Origin of the sequence: Brenneria alni, assembly GCF_003666245.1 — a bacterium.
Classification (GTDB): domain Bacteria; phylum Pseudomonadota; class Gammaproteobacteria; order Enterobacterales; family Enterobacteriaceae; genus Brenneria; species Brenneria alni.
In genome coordinates this window covers 1-19,639 of record NZ_MJLZ01000057.1, presented here as the reverse complement: position 1 = coordinate 19,639, position 19,639 = coordinate 1, and the positions used below count along the sequence as shown (strand labels likewise).

Annotated in this window: 17 protein-coding genes and 2 pseudogenes; 11 read left to right on the top strand and 8 right to left on the bottom strand. The window is 52.4% G+C overall.

Annotated features, from left to right (window positions below):
* A partial coding sequence (locus BIY29_RS18210; RefSeq protein ID WP_147437174.1) for a Tn3 family transposase occupies positions 1-198 on the top strand: 198 nt, incomplete at its 5' end.
* On the opposite strand, the gene folM is transcribed toward BIY29_RS18210, so the two are convergent.
* From folM to chaA, 3 genes are all read right to left on the bottom strand, one after another.
* On the bottom strand, positions 163-921 hold the full coding sequence (gene folM / locus BIY29_RS18205) for a dihydromonapterin reductase (protein ID WP_121576450.1): 759 nt from the start codon (positions 919-921) through the stop codon (positions 163-165). The genes BIY29_RS18210 and folM overlap by 36 nt on opposite strands.
* A gap of 47 nt (positions 922-968) precedes the next feature.
* A complete protein-coding gene (gene dauA, locus BIY29_RS18200) occupies positions 969-2,687 on the bottom strand; it encodes a C4-dicarboxylic acid transporter DauA (RefSeq protein ID WP_121576449.1) in 1,719 nt (572 codons plus the stop codon).
* A 181-nt stretch (positions 2,688-2,868) separates the two neighbouring features.
* On the bottom strand, positions 2,869-3,969 hold the full coding sequence (gene chaA, locus BIY29_RS18195; protein WP_121576448.1) for a sodium-potassium/proton antiporter ChaA: 1,101 nt from the start codon (positions 3,967-3,969) through the stop codon (positions 2,869-2,871).
* A 37-nt stretch (positions 3,970-4,006) separates the two neighbouring features.
* Between chaA and BIY29_RS20320 the strand changes: the two genes are divergently transcribed.
* A complete protein-coding gene (locus tag BIY29_RS20320) occupies positions 4,007-4,162 on the top strand; it encodes a hypothetical protein (RefSeq protein WP_170158973.1) in 156 nt (51 codons plus the stop codon).
* Positions 4,163-4,226: 64 nt separating this feature from the next.
* On the opposite strand, the gene BIY29_RS18190 is transcribed toward BIY29_RS20320, so the two are convergent.
* Entirely contained in the window at positions 4,227-5,063 is an 837-nt protein-coding gene (locus BIY29_RS18190) for a siderophore-interacting protein (RefSeq protein ID WP_240630203.1), read from the bottom strand.
* A 256-nt stretch (positions 5,064-5,319) separates the two neighbouring features.
* Between BIY29_RS18190 and BIY29_RS18185 the strand changes: the two genes are divergently transcribed.
* Positions 5,320-6,009, top strand: a complete 690-nt coding sequence (locus BIY29_RS18185) for a gamma-glutamylcyclotransferase (protein ID WP_121576446.1) — start codon at positions 5,320-5,322, stop codon at positions 6,007-6,009.
* Between the two features lie 72 nt (positions 6,010-6,081).
* Here the strand turns inward: BIY29_RS18185 and BIY29_RS18180 are convergent, their stop codons facing one another.
* Together BIY29_RS18180 and BIY29_RS18175 are read right to left on the bottom strand one after the other, a co-directional pair.
* Positions 6,082-7,125, bottom strand: coding sequence for a DUF481 domain-containing protein (locus BIY29_RS18180; protein ID WP_121576453.1), 1,044 nt, complete (start codon positions 7,123-7,125; stop codon positions 6,082-6,084).
* A 244-nt stretch (positions 7,126-7,369) separates the two neighbouring features.
* The gene (locus BIY29_RS18175; protein WP_121576445.1) at positions 7,370-8,635 is read right to left on the bottom strand and encodes an acyltransferase family protein; all 1,266 of its coding nucleotides are present in this window, start codon (positions 8,633-8,635) and stop codon (positions 7,370-7,372) included.
* Positions 8,636-9,019: 384 nt separating this feature from the next.
* On the opposite strand from BIY29_RS18175, the gene BIY29_RS18170 reads away from it, so the two are divergent.
* The gene (locus BIY29_RS18170) at positions 9,020-9,268 is read left to right on the top strand and encodes a GlsB/YeaQ/YmgE family stress response membrane protein (RefSeq protein WP_121576452.1); all 249 of its coding nucleotides are present in this window, start codon (positions 9,020-9,022) and stop codon (positions 9,266-9,268) included.
* 66 nt (positions 9,269-9,334) lie between these two features.
* Here the strand turns inward: BIY29_RS18170 and BIY29_RS18165 are convergent, their stop codons facing one another.
* Both BIY29_RS18165 and pdxR read right to left on the bottom strand, forming a co-directional pair.
* Positions 9,335-10,429 carry an ABC transporter ATP-binding protein gene (locus BIY29_RS18165; RefSeq protein ID WP_121576451.1) on the bottom strand — a complete coding sequence of 365 codons (1,095 nt, stop codon included), beginning with the start codon at positions 10,427-10,429 and terminating at the stop codon, positions 9,335-9,337.
* 187 nt (positions 10,430-10,616) lie between these two features.
* Positions 10,617-12,110: a MocR-like pyridoxine biosynthesis transcription factor PdxR gene (gene pdxR / locus BIY29_RS18160; RefSeq protein WP_121576444.1), complete on the bottom strand. Its 1,494-nt coding sequence runs from the start codon at positions 12,108-12,110 to the stop codon at positions 10,617-10,619.
* A 152-nt stretch (positions 12,111-12,262) separates the two neighbouring features.
* Between pdxR and BIY29_RS18155 the strand changes: the two genes are divergently transcribed.
* From BIY29_RS18155 to BIY29_RS18120, 7 genes and pseudogenes are all read left to right on the top strand, one after another.
* Positions 12,263-13,528, top strand: coding sequence for a 4-aminobutyrate--2-oxoglutarate transaminase (locus tag BIY29_RS18155; protein ID WP_121576443.1), 1,266 nt, complete (start codon positions 12,263-12,265; stop codon positions 13,526-13,528).
* Positions 13,529-13,538: 10 nt separating this feature from the next.
* Positions 13,539-14,993: an NAD-dependent succinate-semialdehyde dehydrogenase gene (locus tag BIY29_RS18150; protein WP_121576442.1), complete on the top strand. Its 1,455-nt coding sequence runs from the start codon at positions 13,539-13,541 to the stop codon at positions 14,991-14,993.
* Between the two features lie 326 nt (positions 14,994-15,319).
* A complete protein-coding gene (locus BIY29_RS18145; RefSeq protein ID WP_121576441.1) occupies positions 15,320-16,348 on the top strand; it encodes an ABC transporter substrate-binding protein in 1,029 nt (342 codons plus the stop codon).
* A 30-nt stretch (positions 16,349-16,378) separates the two neighbouring features.
* Positions 16,379-17,650, top strand: a complete 1,272-nt coding sequence (locus tag BIY29_RS18140; RefSeq protein WP_121576440.1) for an ABC transporter permease — start codon at positions 16,379-16,381, stop codon at positions 17,648-17,650.
* Positions 17,651-17,702: 52 nt separating this feature from the next.
* Positions 17,703-18,521 carry an ABC transporter permease gene (locus BIY29_RS18135; RefSeq protein ID WP_121576439.1) on the top strand — a complete coding sequence of 273 codons (819 nt, stop codon included), beginning with the start codon at positions 17,703-17,705 and terminating at the stop codon, positions 18,519-18,521.
* A gap of 284 nt (positions 18,522-18,805) precedes the next feature.
* Positions 18,806-19,327 (top strand): annotated as a pseudogene (locus tag BIY29_RS18125) (SDR family oxidoreductase); the annotation flags it as partial.
* A pseudogene (locus BIY29_RS18120) lies at positions 19,324-19,639 on the top strand (aspartate aminotransferase family protein); the annotation flags it as partial. The pseudogenes BIY29_RS18125 and BIY29_RS18120, both read left to right, overlap by 4 nt.

Genomic DNA, 19,639 nt, shown 5'->3' with positions numbered 1-19,639 from the left:
ATAGAAAGAGCCATAGATTCCCTGAGACGAAAAGGGATCCCGATTAATGAGCAACTGATTTCTCATCTGTCCCCGCTGGGGTGGGAACATATCAATCTGAGCGGGGATTACGTCTGGCGAACAAACCTCAAGCTGGGACAGGGTAAATACCGCTCGTTACGCTCAGTAGATAGTGGTCTGTACAAAAAACAGTGTTAGCGTAGGATATTTTCCGTTTTCCAAGCGGACCCCGGTTTTACCCGTGATATAGCGGCTGGCCAGCAAATAGTCGACAAGCCGTACAATTTCCGCTTCTCCCGGCGCAATTTTCATCAGGGATTTATCCAGCGCCTGTTGACGGTACGGTTCATCATCATGGGGATGAAACATGATAAGCGCAGGGGCAATCGCATTGACTTTGACTTCAGGCGCCAGTTTGCGGGCAAAAGAGCGGGTCATATTATCCAGGGCGGCTTTACTGGCGGCATAGGCGATATGTTTATCACTGCCTTTTTCCACTACATAATCAGTCAGATGGATAATATCGGCCCCGGCCACTCCCTGGCCGCGCAGGCAAGGTTCCAGCAACTGGTTGAGCAAATAGGGGGTATAAACATGGATCTGGAGCATTGCCGCCAGCGTCTTTTCCGGTGGGATATCCGGGCTTTCCGCCTGCCAGCTATTGGCACTATGGATAACCGCCCGCAAATGAGGTGTCAGCGTCCTGACCTGTTCGGCAAACGCATAAATTTGTTTTGTTGTGGAGAAATCGGCGGGCAGGCAAATGGCACCCTGTTGCGCCAATGATTCAAGCTCGGGATATGGTGTGCGCCTGCTGATGATGACCGGGATATGTTGCGCCAGAAATGAGCGGGCCAACGCCAGCCCGATACGCCGGGCGCCTCCGGTAATTAATATGGGGGCGGAAGAAAAAGTTGCCACAATCAATACTCCTGAACGATACGGGCAGCAGCGTCTGCCCGGTTATTTTATTCCGCTGCCGCTGTCTTCCTCTCTTCTGCGGCGACTTCAAGCGCCTGCGCTAAAGATGCGTAAAAACTGAGACGGCCTTCTATCGGATGTACATTCGCCCGTGCCAACGTTTTCAACGGCTGAAAGGGAATATCGGTAATAATCAGGTGTTTGTCTGCCGGTAACGTTTCGCTGAAACGGAGAAGGGCATTCAACCCTCCGGCATCCAGTACCGGGACGGCATCCCACTGTAAAATGATGGTTTGGTAATCCTCACTGCGGATCATTATGTCGCTGAAGATGCGTTCGGCGGCGGCAAAGAACAGCGGGCCGTTAACGCGCAGCACCAATTGATCCGGCGTTCTGGTTTCCGGCAGTTCGCTCAGTTTTGTCATTTGGGCGATACGGCGCATAAATAACAGTGAGGCCAGCACAATACCGACAGTGATGGCAATGACCATATCGAACAATACGGTCAGCGACATGCACAACAGCATAACGATGATATCGTCCTTTGGCCCGTGGCGCAGCAGATCGATAACCTTATGGGCTTCACTCATATTCCAGGCGACAATCAGCAGCAGAGAGGCCATTGCCGCCAGCGGCAGGTAAGACAGCCAGGGCGCCAGCACCAGCAAAGCCATTAATACCACCAGCGCGTGGATAATGGCGGAAACTGGCGAAGTGGCGCCGGCCCGGACATTCGCTGCCGAACGGGCGATGGCGGCGGTGGCCGTAATGCCGCCAAAGAACGGCGCGATGATATTACCGAAACCTTGCCCCATCAGCTCGGCATTGGAGTTATGTTTCCTGCCTGTCATGCCATCCAGTACCACGGCGCACAGTAAGGATTCAATTGCGCCCAGCATGGCCATTGAAAATGCCGCAGGCAGCAGAGCCGAGATGCTTTGCCAGTCGAGCTTCATGGTCTGTCCACCAGGGGTCGCGACATCCCAGGGCAGAATAAGCTGCGGCAGAATAGGCGGAATACCTTGCCCCTGTGTGCCATCGGCAAGAAGATAGCTGAAACGGGAGCCAATGGTTGCCACCTCAACGCCAAACAGAGACAGAACGCCCATCACCGCAACGCCCGCCAACAATGCTGGCAGATGCCCCGGCAAGCGAATGCCCAGCTTGGGCCAGCCGACCAAAACCATCAGCGTGGTTGCGCCAATCAATGTATCGCCAATCTGTAAACTGGGCAGAGACTGCGCCAGCACCGCGACTTTTTCGACATAGTGTTCAGGCACAACGGACATATGCAGACCGAAGAAATCTTTGATTTGCATCGTACCGATGGTGATGGCGATCCCTGAGGTAAAACCTAGCGTGACGGACAGAGGAATATATTCAATCAAGCGGCCAAAACGGCATATCCCCATGAGCAAAAGAAACACGCCGGAAAGCAACGTGGCAACCAGCAAGCCAGACAGGCCGAACTGTTGCGATACCGGATATAAGATGACGACAAAGGCCGCCGTCGGGCCAGAGACGCTATAGCGGGAGCCGCCGCTGACCGCGATAACGATCCCGGCAATCGCCGCAGTATATAAACCATACTGCGGAGGAACGCCACTGGCGATTGCCAGCGCCATTGCCAGGGGAATGGCAATAATCCCAACCGTAATACCGGCAATAATGTCTTGAGTGAAACGATGTAATGTATATTTTTCGCGCCAGCACGCTTCAATCAGTGCGCTGAAGGGTTTGATACCGTTAATTCGGGGCGTTTTCATCTAGGGAAGAACCAATAAAAAGAAAAAACAAAAAAATGGCGGGCCGGCTGGGTCCGTCGTAGATATGCACTCTATACGATACGCCGGATGTTCTTGAAAGATCCAGATATACATCAAGAGAAAACAGATTGTTAAGGCCGACGACACAATAATGCGGCGCCGGCAAAGGGGAAGGAAAGGGTTAAAGCATTATGGTCATCAGGTAGGCGGCGAACAGCGCCAGATGCGCACTGCCGCTCAGAACATTGGTCCGACCGGTTGAAAAGGTAATATGGCACAGTATCAGCACTGACAACATCACTACGATGTGCGGCATATCCAGCCCGAAATTTAACGTCTGACCGGTGAGCATGGCGATAATGGTTACGGCGGGAACGGTCAATGAAATGGTGGCCAGTACAGAACCGAAAAACAGATTCATTGCCCGCTGTACCTGATTTTTCAGCACCGCCCGGATGGCGCCTAACCCTTCCGGCGACAAAATCAATAAGGCGACCAGGAAGCCGGTGAATTGTGCAGGGGCGTTCATTTCCGTCAGCAGCGCTTCTAACGGCGTTGAGGCCATTTTGGTGACGCTGATAACGGCAATCAGGTGGATCAACAACCATACTGTGTGCCATAACGAGCTGTATGCAGACGGCTTGCCATGATGCGGATCGCTATCGTCACCTTCATCTTCATGTTCATAGACAAACAGGCTTTGGTGCGTGCGTGTTTGAATCAACAGAAATACGCCATACATCACAGCGGAAATCAGCGCAACGATCAGGGATTGAGCCAGGGTGAAATTCCCTGTGGGCAAGGCGCTGGGGAAAACCAGCACAATAACCGACAGCGGGAAAATGGCCATCAGATACTGCTTGATTCCGCTCAGATTGACGTATTGGGTCGCAAACTTGCGTCCGCCCAGCAACAGCGCAAAACCGACCAGGCCACCGGTGACGATCACGATAATTGAGTAGAGGGTGTCACGCATCAGGTATGGCCCTGCGTCGCCGGTTGCCATTAATGCTGAAATCAGACTGACTTCAAGAATGACCACAGACAGGCTTAGGATCAATGAACCGTAGGGTTCGCCTAAACGGTGAGCCAACACATCGGCATGACGAACAACGCTGAAAGCGCTGAAAAGAATTCCGGCTAAAGCCAGCAGGTTAATGCCTACAATAGTGAGGAACTCTTGTGTGCCTCCCCACAAAAACAGAACGATCAGCGAGACTATCGGCAGAATAAGTGAATATTCCTGATGGCGGGTTTTGACACCCTCAGAGTGAGACGGCATTGCGGGGTTTCTCCTTAATCCAGCGGAATTATGCGCTATGGCAAAAAAACAGCATGTCAGCAAATCTTATTTTCTTTCAGGCAAAGAACTGTTACTAAAAAGTAGTTATAGCGTAAAAAGAACGTGTAGGTTAACAGATTATGTGGCGGTTGGCGGTTTTTTTACGGATTTTTACGCTTCAGGCAAAAATTAATATGAAAAGGGAGAATGTGATTATCTTCTCCCTATCTTAATAATATTAAATAAATTTTTTACGTTCAATCATCAGGATGATCCATGATATCGTGGCGTTTATCATGATAATCTTCTTCATTTAACCCCTCTCGCCAGTAAGGAACGGCATAAAGCCTATTCCGCTCACATCCACACTCGCGTCGGGCATAACGGCGAAGCTGAACCACAATACGATCTTCTCCTGCAAGCCAGTAGAAAGCCTGACCGGCGGTTCTTTCATGAGGTAGAGCGCGGAAGCGATCAATCAGTTCTTCCGTCATCGCAGTGTCACCCACAATCCAGTGTAGATTAATTTGCGAAGGTTTGGCTAAATCGAGAATATCTGCCCCGCTATCAACGCGAATAACGGCGTGCCCCTGAGCATAATCCGGCAGATTCTCCAGCAGCGCCGCAATAGCCGGTAAAGACGAGGGATCGCCTGCCAGATAATAGGTATCGGCGGGAGGAAGCATGGGGTAGGGGCCGCCGGGGCGTGAAACGCCGACATAATCACCCGGTTTGGCCTGACGGGCGAAACTGACCGCCGGGCTGGCATGGTCATGCAGGGCAAATGCAATATCCAATTCTGCTGCTGTCGGACGCGTATCCCTAAGGCTGTAGGTACGCACAATCGGGCGGGTTTCCCCTTCAGGCCATATCGGGCCGCGCTCACTCAGCGTCGGTAATGCCGGCGTCTGTTGCCCAGCCTGGGGAATAAACAGTTTTATATGCGCGCCATAGCGATCGGCTGGATAATCACGTAATGCTTCACTATGGAAGGTGATACAGCGTAAATGGGGAGAAAGGTCGCTGATGCGTTTAACCTGGACCAGATAGGGTTGAGCAGGGCGGCGTCCTGCAGAAGCGGTAGGAATGCTCACGTAGTGTCTCCGTATGTTAGTCGATAGACATTTTGCTGCCGATAATATCACGGCAATGATAATTATTATCACTTTAACCGATGGAATCATAACCCGTTGTGTCATGTAAAAGAGAGACTTGATCGCTGAGTAGGAAATGAATAGCCTCAGTGTGATTACTGCCGTAAAATTAACCAAGTTACAGTGTTGGGTTTTAGGGATGGAATAACAACAGGCCTGATTGGCTGAAATGGTATGGTCGGGGGAGTGGTAAGTTGTGTTAACACGTGATTTTTTGCAGAAAGCAGATTGTAGAACAGCGTTTGGATGTATTGAGGAAACCTTATTACTTACGCCGCAGCAGCGTGCTGATTCGTTAGAGAAAACATTGGCTCTGCGCCCCGATCACAGCCCTGTCTGGGTGTTTGGCTATGGTTCACTGATGTGGAACCCGGTTTTCGATGCGGAAGAAGCCTGTCTGGCAACTTTGTACGACTGGCATCGGGCTTTTTGTTTGCGTCTGACGGTTGGCAGGGGCACCGTGAGCCGCCCTGGCCGGATGCTGGCGCTGAAACCGGGCGGCAAAACCACCGGGCTGGCTTTTCGTCTGCCTGAGTCTTCACTGCGTGAGGATTTGGAGCTGTTGTGGAAACGTGAAATGCTGACGGGCTGTTACCGACCATTGTGGAGCGAATTGCATCAGCAAAATGGTGACACTGTCACAGCATTGGTGTTTGTGTCAGAACCGGAACATCCGCTCATTGAAGAGGATACCTGCATTCAACGGGTTGCGCCGTTAATTGCTCAGGCCAGCGGGCCGCTGGGCACCAATGCACAGTATCTGTTCGCGCTCGAAAAAGAGTTGAAAAACTACGGTATGGCAGATGAAGGGTTAAGCGAACTGGCGCAGCAGGTTCGTTTGCTGCAACAGCAGGCTGCCGCCAATAGTAATGAAAGTCATCGCTGAGAACAGGGTCAGGTCAGCGAACCTTTCTTTAAGGTTCGCTGACGATATTCAAACCGGTCGTGGCGCCTTAGATTACCAGCCGACGCCCACGCCCATCGTGTACAACGTATCGTTAACATTACCCTGTTTGCTTTCGGTGCGGGTACGTGACACCTTCATGCTCAAAGATGACCAATCGGTCAGTTTGAAACGCAGGCCAGCATCGGCTTTCAGATAAAATGGCGCGGTGGAATCGAAAGAACGGCCCAGTTCGCCGCCGGTGAAGGCTTCCACCGATTTACTGAACAGGAAACGGTTGTAATCCCATTTAATCCCGCCAGTGTAGAAGTCATCTTGTTCATTGTCCTGATAGACATAGGCCTGGGTGCTAATCAAAGAAGTCAGTGAAAATGCGCCAAGATCGTTATCCCAGAACTGATAACCAGGGCCAAGACCGAATGAACGGCTGATTTTAATATTCTCGATCCAATCACGCTTGTATTGGTAACGGCCTTGCCAGAACCAGTTCTCGTCCAGGAATTTATCCAGCGCATATTCGCCGCTGGCATTCTTGGTGCTTTCCACACTATTTTCTTTGGCCAGATGGTAGCTGGCATCAACATTATGGCGCCAGGTTCCGTGGCGGGCCTGCGTGCTGAGGGTGGCGTCATAGTTATCGGTTTCGGTCGAACTTTTCTTGTGCGACATGCCCGCATCAATGTTGCCTTTCCAGGATAAGTCCGTTACCAGCGGCTTCTGGGCAACCATAGTGGTGATTTCTGAAAGCTGTAGCGTTTGCGGCCCTGTGGCGTCACTGGAAATCGATGGTGTGGCGATAATGGCGCGGTTTTCCCCGGCTTTAATTACCGGATACAGCTCGCCTTCCTTATAACGTTCACCCTGAATCACCAGACCATGATCGGTTTCAAAGGTTTTCACTTTATCCCATGAAACGGAAATTGAACCGGCATAATCGGTGGTGATGAATAGTTTACCGCCGTCAAGCAGTGTGATTTTACCACTGAGCTGGTCGCCGTTGGTTAGCCAAACGGTATCAGCACGGCTTTGGGAAATACCTGCGGATGCGAGTGCGATAACCAGACTCAGAGAAGATATTGCATGTTTGGATAGTGTCATTTTGCCAGATAATTGCCAGATAAACAGTGGTGACAGGTTTTGAAAAACGTCACTTAAGACGTGCCGCCGGTGAATATTGAACCGGTTCAGCCGGAACGGCAAACATTAACAGGAATTGGATGGATGCTCTAGCCAAAAACCGAAATTGATTAGAATGTAAATAGTTATAAAAGATACGATTAATTATGAACAGCTATAACGCGATGTTTATCACCGTAGCATCAGCGTTATAGTTGTTGGGGTCTTACGTCGTGCGCTGTGTGCGGCGCTCCAGAAAACGCGTTGTTAAAAATTGCCGGACACGTAAAACAATCCGTTCCTGGAACAGCACACACAGCGTAACGGTGGATAGCAGGAAAATGATGTAACCCGCCATCGACAGTTGAACCTGCCCGGCAGCGGCAATGCACTGATCCCAATCGCTAAAGCAAGCCAGCGGGTTGCCACGAACCAACTGCTCGACCGTGCGGAATAAATTAAACAACGGCACATGAAGTGCAAATATTGATAACGATGCGGCGCCCAGCCGTGGCGACCAGTGCCGCAGCCATTCGCTGTTGGGTTCTCGTGCCAGAGCGCTGATGCAGACTAAGCCAACCTGTGCCGGCAACAACAATCCATTATGCAACAAGAAATACCAATACGCTTCACCGTGGGTGAAAAGCCAGGTGGCGACAATAAAATTGGCAATAACAAAGAGAGCAACGGCATAGCTCTGGCCTTTGGTCAGCGGTTCGATTCCTTGCTGACGATATTTACGAAAGATGGCATAGCCCAGAATACCGGCCAGAAACTCGGGCAAACGAAAAATCGGGCCGCGTTGTAACAAGCCGGTATAAGGCATACCGTACTGCTGTTGCCATATCACCCAAACCGGCGGTAGCAGATATAGCAGGCAGACAATGCCCATCCATAACCACGGATGACGGCTATTAAGCAGGCGGGGCGCCAGTAATGGGAACATCAGATAGAAAAAGAAAAGGGTGGAAAGTGACCACAGCGGTGCGTTGAAGGTCAGAAAATAGGGGTTCCATGCCTGTAGCATTAACAGTTGCAGGAGGCTATTAAAAACCAATTGCGCGTCAGACATATAGTGGCGCAGCGATTGAGGGTCGGCCGCCGGATCATTGGTGTCGTAAATCACAAAACGTGCGCTGGCGACTTGTCCTTCAGGCGGTACGGCAAGCCATTGCATCAGAGTGACAACGGCAATGGACGCCAGTAACGCGATAATATGAATCGGATAGAGATTAAAAAAACGCTTTGCCCAGAATTGGCGGGCTGGTTCGCGCAAACGCCCGTCTTTGATGTAGACATGTGCCAATAAAAAGCCAGACAGTACAAAAAACGTGCTGGTTGCAAAGAATCCCATACTGGTGAGTTCACTCAAAAACGGAACGCGCTCACGCTGGGGATAAATATGTACGGTGTGATAAATCATTACATAGCAACCGAGCAGAAATCTCAGCCATTCCAGCCCGATAAATCGCTCTTTACTGACTTTCTTCATGTCGTTCCTCAATCAATTGCTGTTAAAACAGCGGGAAAGCGCGATGTGAGCCTAGTTTAGACGAGAGCCACGTGTGAGTTAATTAGGATAATGGCTATAATTTCCGACCTCGTTTAGAAACCGTTTACTTTTTTCGTACTACGTGCAGATAAGCGGCGACAGTAGTAGACGATAATATAATCAATTGGTTAGTTAAAATAAGCCCGTTGCTACCTGAATGATAATCCTTGTCTATACTTAGTATCGCGTCTTGTCTGCATCGGTAATGCTGTAGATAAACTCATCATGGAATTAAAAAAACGCTGGGAGCGTTTTCAAACACTGCTATACGGCGGCCCGAAAGGGGGCGGACAGGAAGCCCGCCATAAGAAAAGTGAGGTTGTTATGGGAATTTTGTCGTGGATTATTTTTGGGTTGATTGCGGGTATTTTGGCCAAGTGGCTAATGCCTGGTAAGGATGGGGGTGGTTTTTTCCTGACGATAATACTTGGGATTGTGGGTGCGGTTGTTGGGGGATATATCAGTACCTTCTTTGGCTTTGGCAGAGTCGATGGTTTTAATTTTGGCAGCTTTATCGTGGCGGTGATTGGCGCCATTGTGGTGCTATGGATATACCGTAAGGTTCGCAGCTAAGTAATATCAGCATCAAAGCCGCATACTATCGGTGATAGCGTGCGGCTTTTTTCTGACTTTCCGTTATCAATGCGTCGTGACGACATCCAGTGCCCGCAGGTGTTGCGGATGCCAGGATAAGGTGACTTCTGAGCCTGCTTTCCAATGTGGCTGAATTTCACTGGCAGGAAGTTTCACCATGAATTGCGGTTGACCGGCCACTTCCGTCATCATTCGCACGTGATCGCCCAAATAAATAAATTGTTGAATCCGCGCTTTTACCTGCTGAACATCGGCAGCGGTATTTTCGGCATTAATGCGGATCCGTTCGGGCCGGATACACAGCGTAATTTTCCTGCCCGGTGAGCTAGGCCGAACCTTGAGCGCCTGCAACTGAGTGCCGTCATCCAGCGTGGCGAGGTAGAAGTTTCCATCCGAACCGGACTGGGTGGCGATCAGCGTATTGTTTTCGCCAATAAATTGCGCCACAAAGGCGTTTTCCGGTTTTTCATAAATATCACTCGGGCTATCCATCTGCTGAATAATGCCATCGTTGAACACCGCCACCCGGTTGGACATGGTCATCGCTTCGCTCTGATCGTGCGTCACATAGACAACGGTCAGTTCCAGCGCTTCATGCAACGCTTTGATCTCCAGTTGCATATGCTCACGTAACTGTTTATCCAGCGCCCCCAGCGGTTCGTCCATCAGCACTAATTTAGGTTCAAAAACCAGCGCCCGCGCCAGCGCGACACGCTGTTGCTGACCGCCGGACATTTGTGCCGGATAGCGGTCGGCCAGATTGGTCAACTTGACGCGGTCTAAAACGCGGTCAACTTTTTCCTTGATATCCACGCGACTCATGCGGCGGATAGATAGTGGAAACGCCAGATTCTCGGCTACGGTCATGTGCGGAAACAGCGCATAGTTCTGGAATACCATCCCGATGCCACGTTGGTGCGGCGGCAGGTGATGCAGTGGCGTATCACGCAGCAGAATTTCACCTTGCGTCGGGGTTTCGAACCCGGCAAGCATCATCAGGCTGGTCGTTTTTCCTGAGCCGGAGGGGCCGAGCAGGGTAAGAAATTCGCCTTCCTGAATATCCAGATTCAGGTTTTTCACCACCAGACGATCGCCATCATAGGTTTTCTGGATATTCTTGAAGCTGACATAGGTTCTCATCATTCCATTTTCTCACTGTCATGGTCTCTTATGCCCCATAATATGCATAAATCATGCCGTATGATTAAAAACGAGTACGGCGAGGGAGTTAAAACCTATGCGGCAAAATAGCGATCTGCCGGTTTGCCCTGTTATGGTGAGCGAGGTTCTGAAGCGGCATCATAAAGGTGCATGGTAGGTTGATCTGCTAAGAAACAAAATCCGTGGATTTTTGTGACTGAATGCACTCGGCAATGACGGCAAATGCCTGGGTCATTTTACTCTCATCCACGCAAGCATAACCCAGCAGTAATCCTCGCTGATTGGTAGGGCGCAGGTAGTAACTGGAAAGCGGCTTTACCATCACACCGCCGCGCAGGATCCGGGCGCTCAATAGCACATCATCGACCCTTGCCGGGAGTTTGAGCAGCATATGCAGCCCGGCGTTGCTGTTGTCGCCGATGTAGTCCGTGCCTAAATGCTGCTCGATCAGTTCGGTCAGCATGGCTCGGCGTCTGGCATAGAGCAGCCGCATCCGGCGGATGTGGGCAGCGTAGTGACCCTCACGGATAAACTGGCTGAGTGTTGCCTGCGTCAGCCAGTGACCGCCGCGATAAAGCTCCGCATGGGCGATTTTCAGATCCTCAGCCAGTTGGGGGGGCAGCACCATATAGCTGATGCGCAAACCCGGATAGAGGGTTTTACTGAAAGTGCCAATATAAATCACCGGGGATTGCGTCTGTAGCCCTTGCAGTGCGGGGATCGGACTGCCGGAGAAACGGAATTCACTGTCATAGTCATCTTCAACCACCCAACTGCCGTGTTCCTGTGCCAGCGCCAGCAGACGCTGGCGCCGTGGCAGGCTCATCACGGCGCCTAATGGGTACTGGTGTGATGGCGTAACGCAGATTAGCCGCGGTATTGACTGTGTCGAGACGGTATCCGGTGGCGCCATCCCTTGTTCATCCACCTCAATTGGCGCGACTCGCAGTCCGTTAATCGTTAACAGGTTACGCGTCCCCCAATAACAGGGATCTTCAATCCAGGCCAAATCTCCGGGATTACAGAGCATTTTTGCCAGTAAATCCATTGCCTGATGGGTTCCTTCGGTGATCAAAATCTGCTCTGGCGTACAGTCGACTGAGCGTGCGACGCGCAGATAATCTACCAGGGCCAACTGGAGTTCGGGACAACCGCCGATGGGGGAGTAAGATAGCTGTTCGGGGTGAACCCGCCGGGTCAGCCGGGTTTGTATCCTGCGCCACAGATCGTGGGGAAAACTGGCAATGTCAGGAATGCCGGGCATAAACGCCCCCCATTGCCGGGCAGATGCGCCAGCATATCCTAACAGGTGCATCCCCCGGTTTGACAGTTCCTGCATCGGTTTCCAGGAGAAGGGTTCACTTTCATTCCTTACGAGGGCCATGTTTCCATCAGGCAATTGTTCCGTTACGAACGTGCCGCTGCCGATACGCGCTTCAAGATAACCTTCGGCCAGCAACTGCTCATAGGCCGCCAACACGGTATTTCGTGAGATCGACAGCTCATGCGCCAGATCGCGTGAAGAAGGCAGCCTGCTGCCAGCGGTAATGGCACTGTCGAGGATCGCCAGTCGGATACTGTCATACAGGCGTTTGTTCAGCGTACCTTCCTGCTGATTTCCCAAACGTTGCAGCAATAAATCAGTCAATAGCGAGCGCAAAAGTGGATCCCTCAAATATTAAAAACTGGCTCTGGATTATAGAACCATCTGGCGCATAAATAGCAACAGAAAAAATGTGAATCACTGTTCGCATCACGGCCCTGACGCCGTCATCAATGAGTTTGGGTGTGTCCTTAGAATCGGAGCAGAAAATGAGTAATAGCGAATTAAATCAACGTCGTTTGGCTGCCACACCGCGTGGTGTGGGGGTAATGTGCGATTTCTATGCCGCCCGTGCAGAAAATGCCACGCTGTGGGATGTTGAAAACCGTGAGTTTATCGACTTCGCCGCCGGGATCGCCGTGCTGAATACCGGCCACCGTCACCCGAAAATTCTGGCGGCGGTACGTGAACAACTGGAGCGCTTTACCCACACGGCTTATCAGATAGTGCCTTACGGCAGTTATGTCACATTAGCCGAACGCATCAATGCTTTGGCCCCCGTCAAAGGCCCGGCGAAAACCACCTTTTTCACCACCGGTGCAGAAGCGGTCGAAAATGCGGTGAAAATTGCCCGTGCCTATACCAAACGTCCTGGTGTCATTGCGTTTAGCGCCGCGTTTCATGGCCGTACACTGCTAACCATGACGCTAACCGGCAAAGTCGCGCCTTATTCCACCGGTTTTGGCCCGTTCCCAGGCTCCATCTTCCATGCGCTGTATCCGAGTGCGCAGCATGGGATTACCGTTGAACAATCGCTGGAGAGCATTGACCGTCTGCTGCATACCGATATTGCCGCCGATCAGGTGGCGGCCATTTTGCTGGAGCCAGTTCAGGGCGAAGGGGGGTTCAACGTTGCGCCGCCTGAGTTCATTGCTGCATTGCGCAAGCTGTGTGATGAGCACGGTATTCTGCTGATTGCCGATGAAGTGCAAACCGGTTTTGCCCGTACCGGCAAGCTGTTTGCAATGGAATACTATGCTGAACAGGCAGACCTGATCACTATGGCTAAAAGCCTGGGCGGCGGTTTCCCCATCTCTGGCGTGGTTGGGCGCGCTGACGTGATGGACGCTCCCGCACCGGGTGGTTTGGGCGGGACTTATGCCGGTAACCCATTGGCGGTGGCCTCTGCACTGGCGGTGCTGGACGTGATCGAAGAAGAAAAACTGTGTCAGCGCGCACAGCGTCTGGGGGCGGCGTTGGTGGAAACGCTGGAAAACGTGAAACAGCAGTGTCCGGCGTTGGTGGCAATTCGTGCCCAGGGTTCTATGGTGGCGGCTGAATTTAACGATCCGCAGACCGGTAAACCTTCCGCTGAAATTACCCGGCAGTTCCAGAAAGAAGCGCTGAATCAGGGGCTGCTTTTACTGACTTGCGGTGTACATGGCAACGTTATTCGTTTCCTGCACCCGCTGACCATTCCAGACGATCAGTTCAGTAAGGCGTTGACCATTCTGACGCGTGTGTTTACCAAGTAAGAGAAACGCTATGCAACTGAAACAACAAGCATTATTTCGCCAGCGCTGTTTAATTGACGGTGAATGGCATGACAGCCAGAACGATGAGCGCCTGAACGTGACTAACCCGGCCAACGGGAAGGTGCTGGGCACGGTGCCACTGGTGACGGCGTCACAAACGGCGCAGGCGATCGCCGCTGCTGAACTGGCGCTGGCAGGCTGGCGTCAACGTACCGGCAAAGAACGTGCGGCGGCGTTGCAGGCCTGGTCGCGCCTGATTATGGAGAATCAGAACGATCTGGCGGCGCTGCTTACCGCTGAACAGGGTAAACCGTTGGCCGAAGCACGCGGCGAAATCGCCTATGCCACCTCGTTTATCGACTGGTTCGCCGAAGAAGCCAAGCGTGTTGAAGGCAGTGTGCTGCAATCGCCCCAGGGGCAGCAGCGTTTACTGGTTATCAAGCAACCGATTGGCGTTTGTGCGGCGATCACGCCGTGGAATTTCCCGGCAGCGATGATCACCCGCAAAGTGGCGCCCGCGCTGGCGGCAGGTTGTACCATGATTGTCAAACCGGCGGAGCAAACACCGTTCACCGCGCTGGCGTTGGCGGAACTGGCCCAGCAGGCAGGGATCCCGCACGGCGTGTTGCAGGTTATCACCGGTGATGCGCAGTCGGTGGGGAAAATCCTGTGTGAAAGCCCGGTAGTGCGCAAACTGAGCTTTACCGGTTCGACGGAAGTTGGTCGTATTTTGATGGCGCAGAGTGCGCCGACGGTGAAAAAACTGTCGCTGGAACTGGGCGGCAATGCACCGTTCATCGTGTTTGATGATGCCGATCTGGATCTGGCGGTAAAAGGGATTCTGGCCTCTAAATTCCGTAACAGTGGGCAAACCTGCGTGTGCGCCAACCGGATTTATGTGCAAAAGGGCATTTATCCGGCGCTGGTTGAAAAGCTGATTGCAGAAGTCAAAAAACTCAAGGTGGGCGACGGCACCCAGCCCGGCGTGACGCAAGGCCCGTTGATTGATACGGACGCCATCGGCAAAGTGCAGCAGCATATTGAGGATGCGCTGGCGAAGGGCGCAACTTTGCTACTTGGCGGTAAGCCCCATGAACTGGGGGGAACCTTCTTCACTCCGACGATTGTGGGTGATGTTACCCGCGACATGCGCTTTGCCCGTGAGGAAACCTTTGGCCCGGTGGCGCCGCTGTTTCAGTTCGGTGACGAAGCCGAGGCTATTGCTTTGGCGAATGATACCGAGTTCGGCCTGGCGGCGTATGTCTATACTCGTGACGCGGTGCGCCAATGGACAGTACCCGAGGCGCTGGATTACGGCATGGTCGGTATTAATACCGGTCTGATTTCCAATGAAGTCGCGCCATTTGGTGGAGTGAAACAGTCGGGATTGGGGCGTGAAGGATCGCGTTTCGGTATCGAAGATTATCTGGAAATGAAGTATCTCTGTGTTGATCTTTCCCGATAACTTTTTCGGGTAGCGTCTGCAGAGAAAACGGGTGCGGTGAGGATTGGCCAGCACCCGTTTAGCCCCCCCCACATGCGCCTGAATGGTGCGGCACAAGTTGGTGTGCACCATCAAATGGCAAAACGGGTAGAAGAAAAATCGCTTCAAGGGCAGGTAATTTTTTACCGCCTGTTACTCCGCCGTCCTTGTCGGCTTCTGCGTCGAACTTTCGTGAAAATGGTCAATTTGGCACAGTTTATGCTTTGATTATGCATACATGATGCATCAAGCGCATGATGCGCGACTGCCGGTTTTTACGTTGACTAACACACTCCAGGAGCCAAACTATGTTGAAGAAAATTGCCGTATCAGCGTTTCTCATCTCAATGGCCTGTCAGGCACAGGCGGAATCCATTACTGTGATCTCCTTTGGCGGTAATAATAAGGACGCACAGGACAAAGCGTTTTACAAACCCTTTGCCGCAGCAGGCAAAGGCACGGTTCAGGCCGGAGAGTACAACGGCGAAATGGCCCGTATCCGTGCGATGGTGGAAACCGGCCAGGTTGGCTGGGACGTAGTGGAAGTAGAAGGCCCGGAACTGCTGCGCGGCTGTAATGAAGGACTGTTTGAACCACTGGACTGGAAAAAACTGGGTGATGAGTCTCAGTTTGTCAAAGGTTCAGTGTCAGAATGTGGCGCCGGGATTTTTCTGTGGTCAACCGTACTGACCTATAACGCGCAAAAACTGCAACAGGCGCCGAAGAACTGGGCCGATTTCTGGGATGTGAAAAACTATCCGGGAAAACGCGCACTGCGTAAAAGTGCCAAATTCACTCTGGAAATTGCGCTGCTGGCCGATGGCGTAAAACGTGAAGATCTCTATAAAGAGCTGGCGACGCCTGCCGGTGTCGACCGTGCGTTCAAGAAACTGGATCAGATTAAATCCAATATCCAATGGTGGGAATCCGGTGCACAACCTCTGCAATGGTTGGTTTCCGGGGACGTTGTGATGACCTCTGCCTACAATGGCCGGGTGGCGGCGGCACAAAAAGAGGGGCATGACTTCCGTATTATCTGGGCCGACAGTATCTACGATCTGGATAGCTGGGCCATCGTGAAGGGCACTAAACATAAAGACCTGGCTGAACAGTTCATTGCCTTTGCCAATCGGCCGGAAAACCAGAAAGTGTTTGCTGAAAATATTCCTTACGGCCCAACCAATATTAAGGCCACTGGAATGATTGCCCCGGCGATTGCCAGCAACCTGCCAACGGCCCCGGAAAACCTGGCGCAAGCCTTGCAAGTTGATACTGAATTTTGGATCGATCACGGTGAAGAACTGGAACAGCGCTTTAACTCCTGGGCGGCCCAATAAGAAGAAACTGTCATGATGGAGATGAAGCCTATGTCCCAGATCGAAATGGTGTCAACCATGCCGCCATCCGGTGAGAAAGAAGGGAATGCCGTACTGAAACAGCAGTTGCGTCAGGCTCAGGCGGTGTACAAAAAACGCTCTCTGTTGCTGATAGCGCCTCTGTTTCTGTTTATCGTGGTAAGTTTTCTCTTCCCAATCACCTCGATTTTGGGGAAAAGCGTCTCAAATCCGGAATTGAGAGAAAACATGCCAGCCACCATAGCCGCAATGCGGCTATGGTCTGGTAACGCCGTGCCGGATGAGGCGGTATTCCAGGCGGTGGTCAGCGATTTACGAGCGGCTCGCAGCAGCGGTAAAGTTGCGGCGATCGCCAAACGGTTGGGGTACGAAGGCGCTGAATACCGCACGCTGATTACCCGCACGTTGCGCAGTCTGCCTGCTGAGGGCAGTGCCGATATTCGCGGTCAATTGATCGATGAACAGCCGTTGTGGGGTGAGTTATCCACCTGGCGGACGTTGGATCGCGCCTCCCGGCTTTTTACCAGTTATTACCTGCTGGCGGTTTTTGACCACAAAGTGGATGCCAAGACGCAGGAAATCGTGGCGCAGCCCGCCGACCAATCCCTGTATGTTGATGTGCTGATACGCACGCTGTTGATGGCTGGCGTAGTGACGTTGCTGTGCGTCGGCCTGGGATATCCTCTGGCGTACTGGCTGGCGAAACAGCCCGCCAACCGCGCCAACCTGTTGCTGATACTGGTGCTGTTGCCTTTTTGGACATCACTGATTGTGCGTACCGCCAGTTGGATTGTGCTATTGCAGTCCGGTGGGCTGATTAACCGCACATTGATCAATTTTGGCATCATTGATCAACCGCTGGTGCTGGTGTTTAACCGCATCGGGGTTTACATCTCGATGACGCATATCCTGTTGCCGTTCTTTATCCTGCCGTTGTATGCCGTGATGAAAGGTATTTCGCCCAACTACGTTCGTGCAGCGGTATCGCTGGGCGCGCATCCATTTATTGCTTTCTGGCGGGTGTATGTGCCGCAGACTTACGCGGGGGTGACGGCGGGGGCGCTGCTGGTCTTTATGATGGCGATTGGCTACTACATCACGCCAGCGCTGCTGGGTGGGCCAAGCGATCAGATGTTGAGCTACTTTGTCGCCTTCTTCACCAATACCACCATGAACTGGGGTATGGCTGCTGCATTGGGGACACAGTTGCTGGTTATCGTCACACTGCTGTATGTGGTTTATATCCGTGTGACAAGAACCAATGCTGAAATTGCGGCGCGTTGATAGCCGCACGATTTTTACCAACAAGATGACGGTATAACACGGGGAAACAAAGATGAGACAGCAGGGTGAGATAGTTATCCGCTTGTGGAATACGTTGTTTAATTTTTACGGCGCGGCCATGCTGCTGTTTTTGATCGTGCCGGTGCTGGTGATTGTGCCACTGTCATTTAACGCCGGATCATTCCTGAGCTATCCGCTGAGTGGCTTTTCACTGCGCTGGTATCACGAGTTCTTCAACTCCAACGAATGGCTTGGCGCGCTGGGCAACAGCCTGCTGATTGCGCCGCTGGCAACCCTGCTGGCGACGGTGCTTGGCGTATTGGCCTCGGTCGGGCTGGTGCGCGGCGAGTTTCGCGGTAAATCATTGGTAATGGCGGTACTGATTTCACCCATGATCGCACCGGTGGTGATTGTTGCTGTCGGTATGTTTTTCTTTTTCGCCAAGCTGTCTTTACTTAACAGCTATCTCGGTCTGGTGCTGGCACATGCCATGCTGGGCGTGCCGTTTGTGGTGATTACCGTCACTGCCGTGCTCAAGAATTACGATCAAAACCTGACGCGGGCGGCTGCCAGTCTGGGTGCGCCACCGTTGCTGGCCTTCCGCAAGGTAACGTTCCCGCTGATCGCCCCCGGCGTTTTTTCCGGTGCCTTGTTTGCATTCGCCACCTCGTTTGATGAGGTTATCGTTACCTTGTTTCTTGCCAGTCCGCGTCAACGGACGCTGCCATTGCAGATGTTTGCCGGTATTCGGGAAAACCTTGATCCGACCATTGCCGCCGCCGCATCGATGATGGTCGGGGCTGCGCTTATTCTGTTGATTGTGATGGAGATTTTACGCCGCCGCTCAGAGCGTTTACGGGCAGGGCATTAATGATTATTCATCGTGTATCCGCGTGAAAGCGGGGATACCTGTTAACGGCTTCCGCAGGAAAAAGAGATTTAGGTTAAACTAACAATAAGTTTGTTGACAAAGTCGCCTGTAAGCCTGAGATATACGGGCCTACCGCACCGAGGGGCGCTCCGGCGGCTTACGCCGCTACGACCCCTCAGCACGCTTTCCCTAATAATGAGCTTTGTCAACAGTCTGCGCTGAACTAAGTTCAGCTTTTTTTGAATGAAATTTTATGATGCATCAAATATCCAAGAGGTAACGGTATGACAGAGCAAAAGACATTACTGCTGACCGGTGCCAGCCGTGGAATTGGACATGCAACCGTCAAGCATTTCCATGCGGCCGGATGGCGGATATTCACGGCTTCCCGCCAGAGTTGGGTGGAAGACTGCCGGTGGGCGGAAGGATTGCTTAACCATATTCACCTTGATTTGGAGAATCTGGATAGCCTGCAATGCATGCTGCCGCTGATTAAAGAAAAGCTGGGAGGGCGGCTGGATGCACTGGTCGATAATGCCGGTATTTCTCCTAAAGGAGAGGATGGCCGTCGATTAGGAGTATGTGATACTGATTATGCTACCTGGATGCGGGTATTTAACGTGAACCTATTTTCCTGCGCACTGCTGGCGAATGGCTTGTTTGATGAGCTTAAAGCCTCTCAGGGATGTGTCATTAACATCACTTCAATTGCGGGATCCCGCGTTCACCCGTTTGCCGGCACCGCCTATGCCACGTCAAAAGCGGCGTTATCTGCGCTGACGCGTGAAATGGCGTTTGATTTCGGGTAGCGCGGCATGTCACCGGCGCGAGCGGCGTCCTCGTCACGCGCTGGGCTTACCACGGCGTCACCAGAGCACTGGCGGAATTATCACCCTCATTGGGTGAGGGAGTACGTCAGGCTGATCGAGGCTCCCGATTCGTATCGCCGTCCCGGCCAGTTCCTGACCAGCATTCGCCTGGCGTTGGAAGCCATGCGACAGGAGGGAATTCGACCGGCGGCGCTATTGGTGGATACCATTTTTTCCAGCGACGGTGTGTTTTGCGCCCCGGCGGGGGAATTGGCCCAGGCCGCCGCGATGATCCGACAGGCCGGGGGG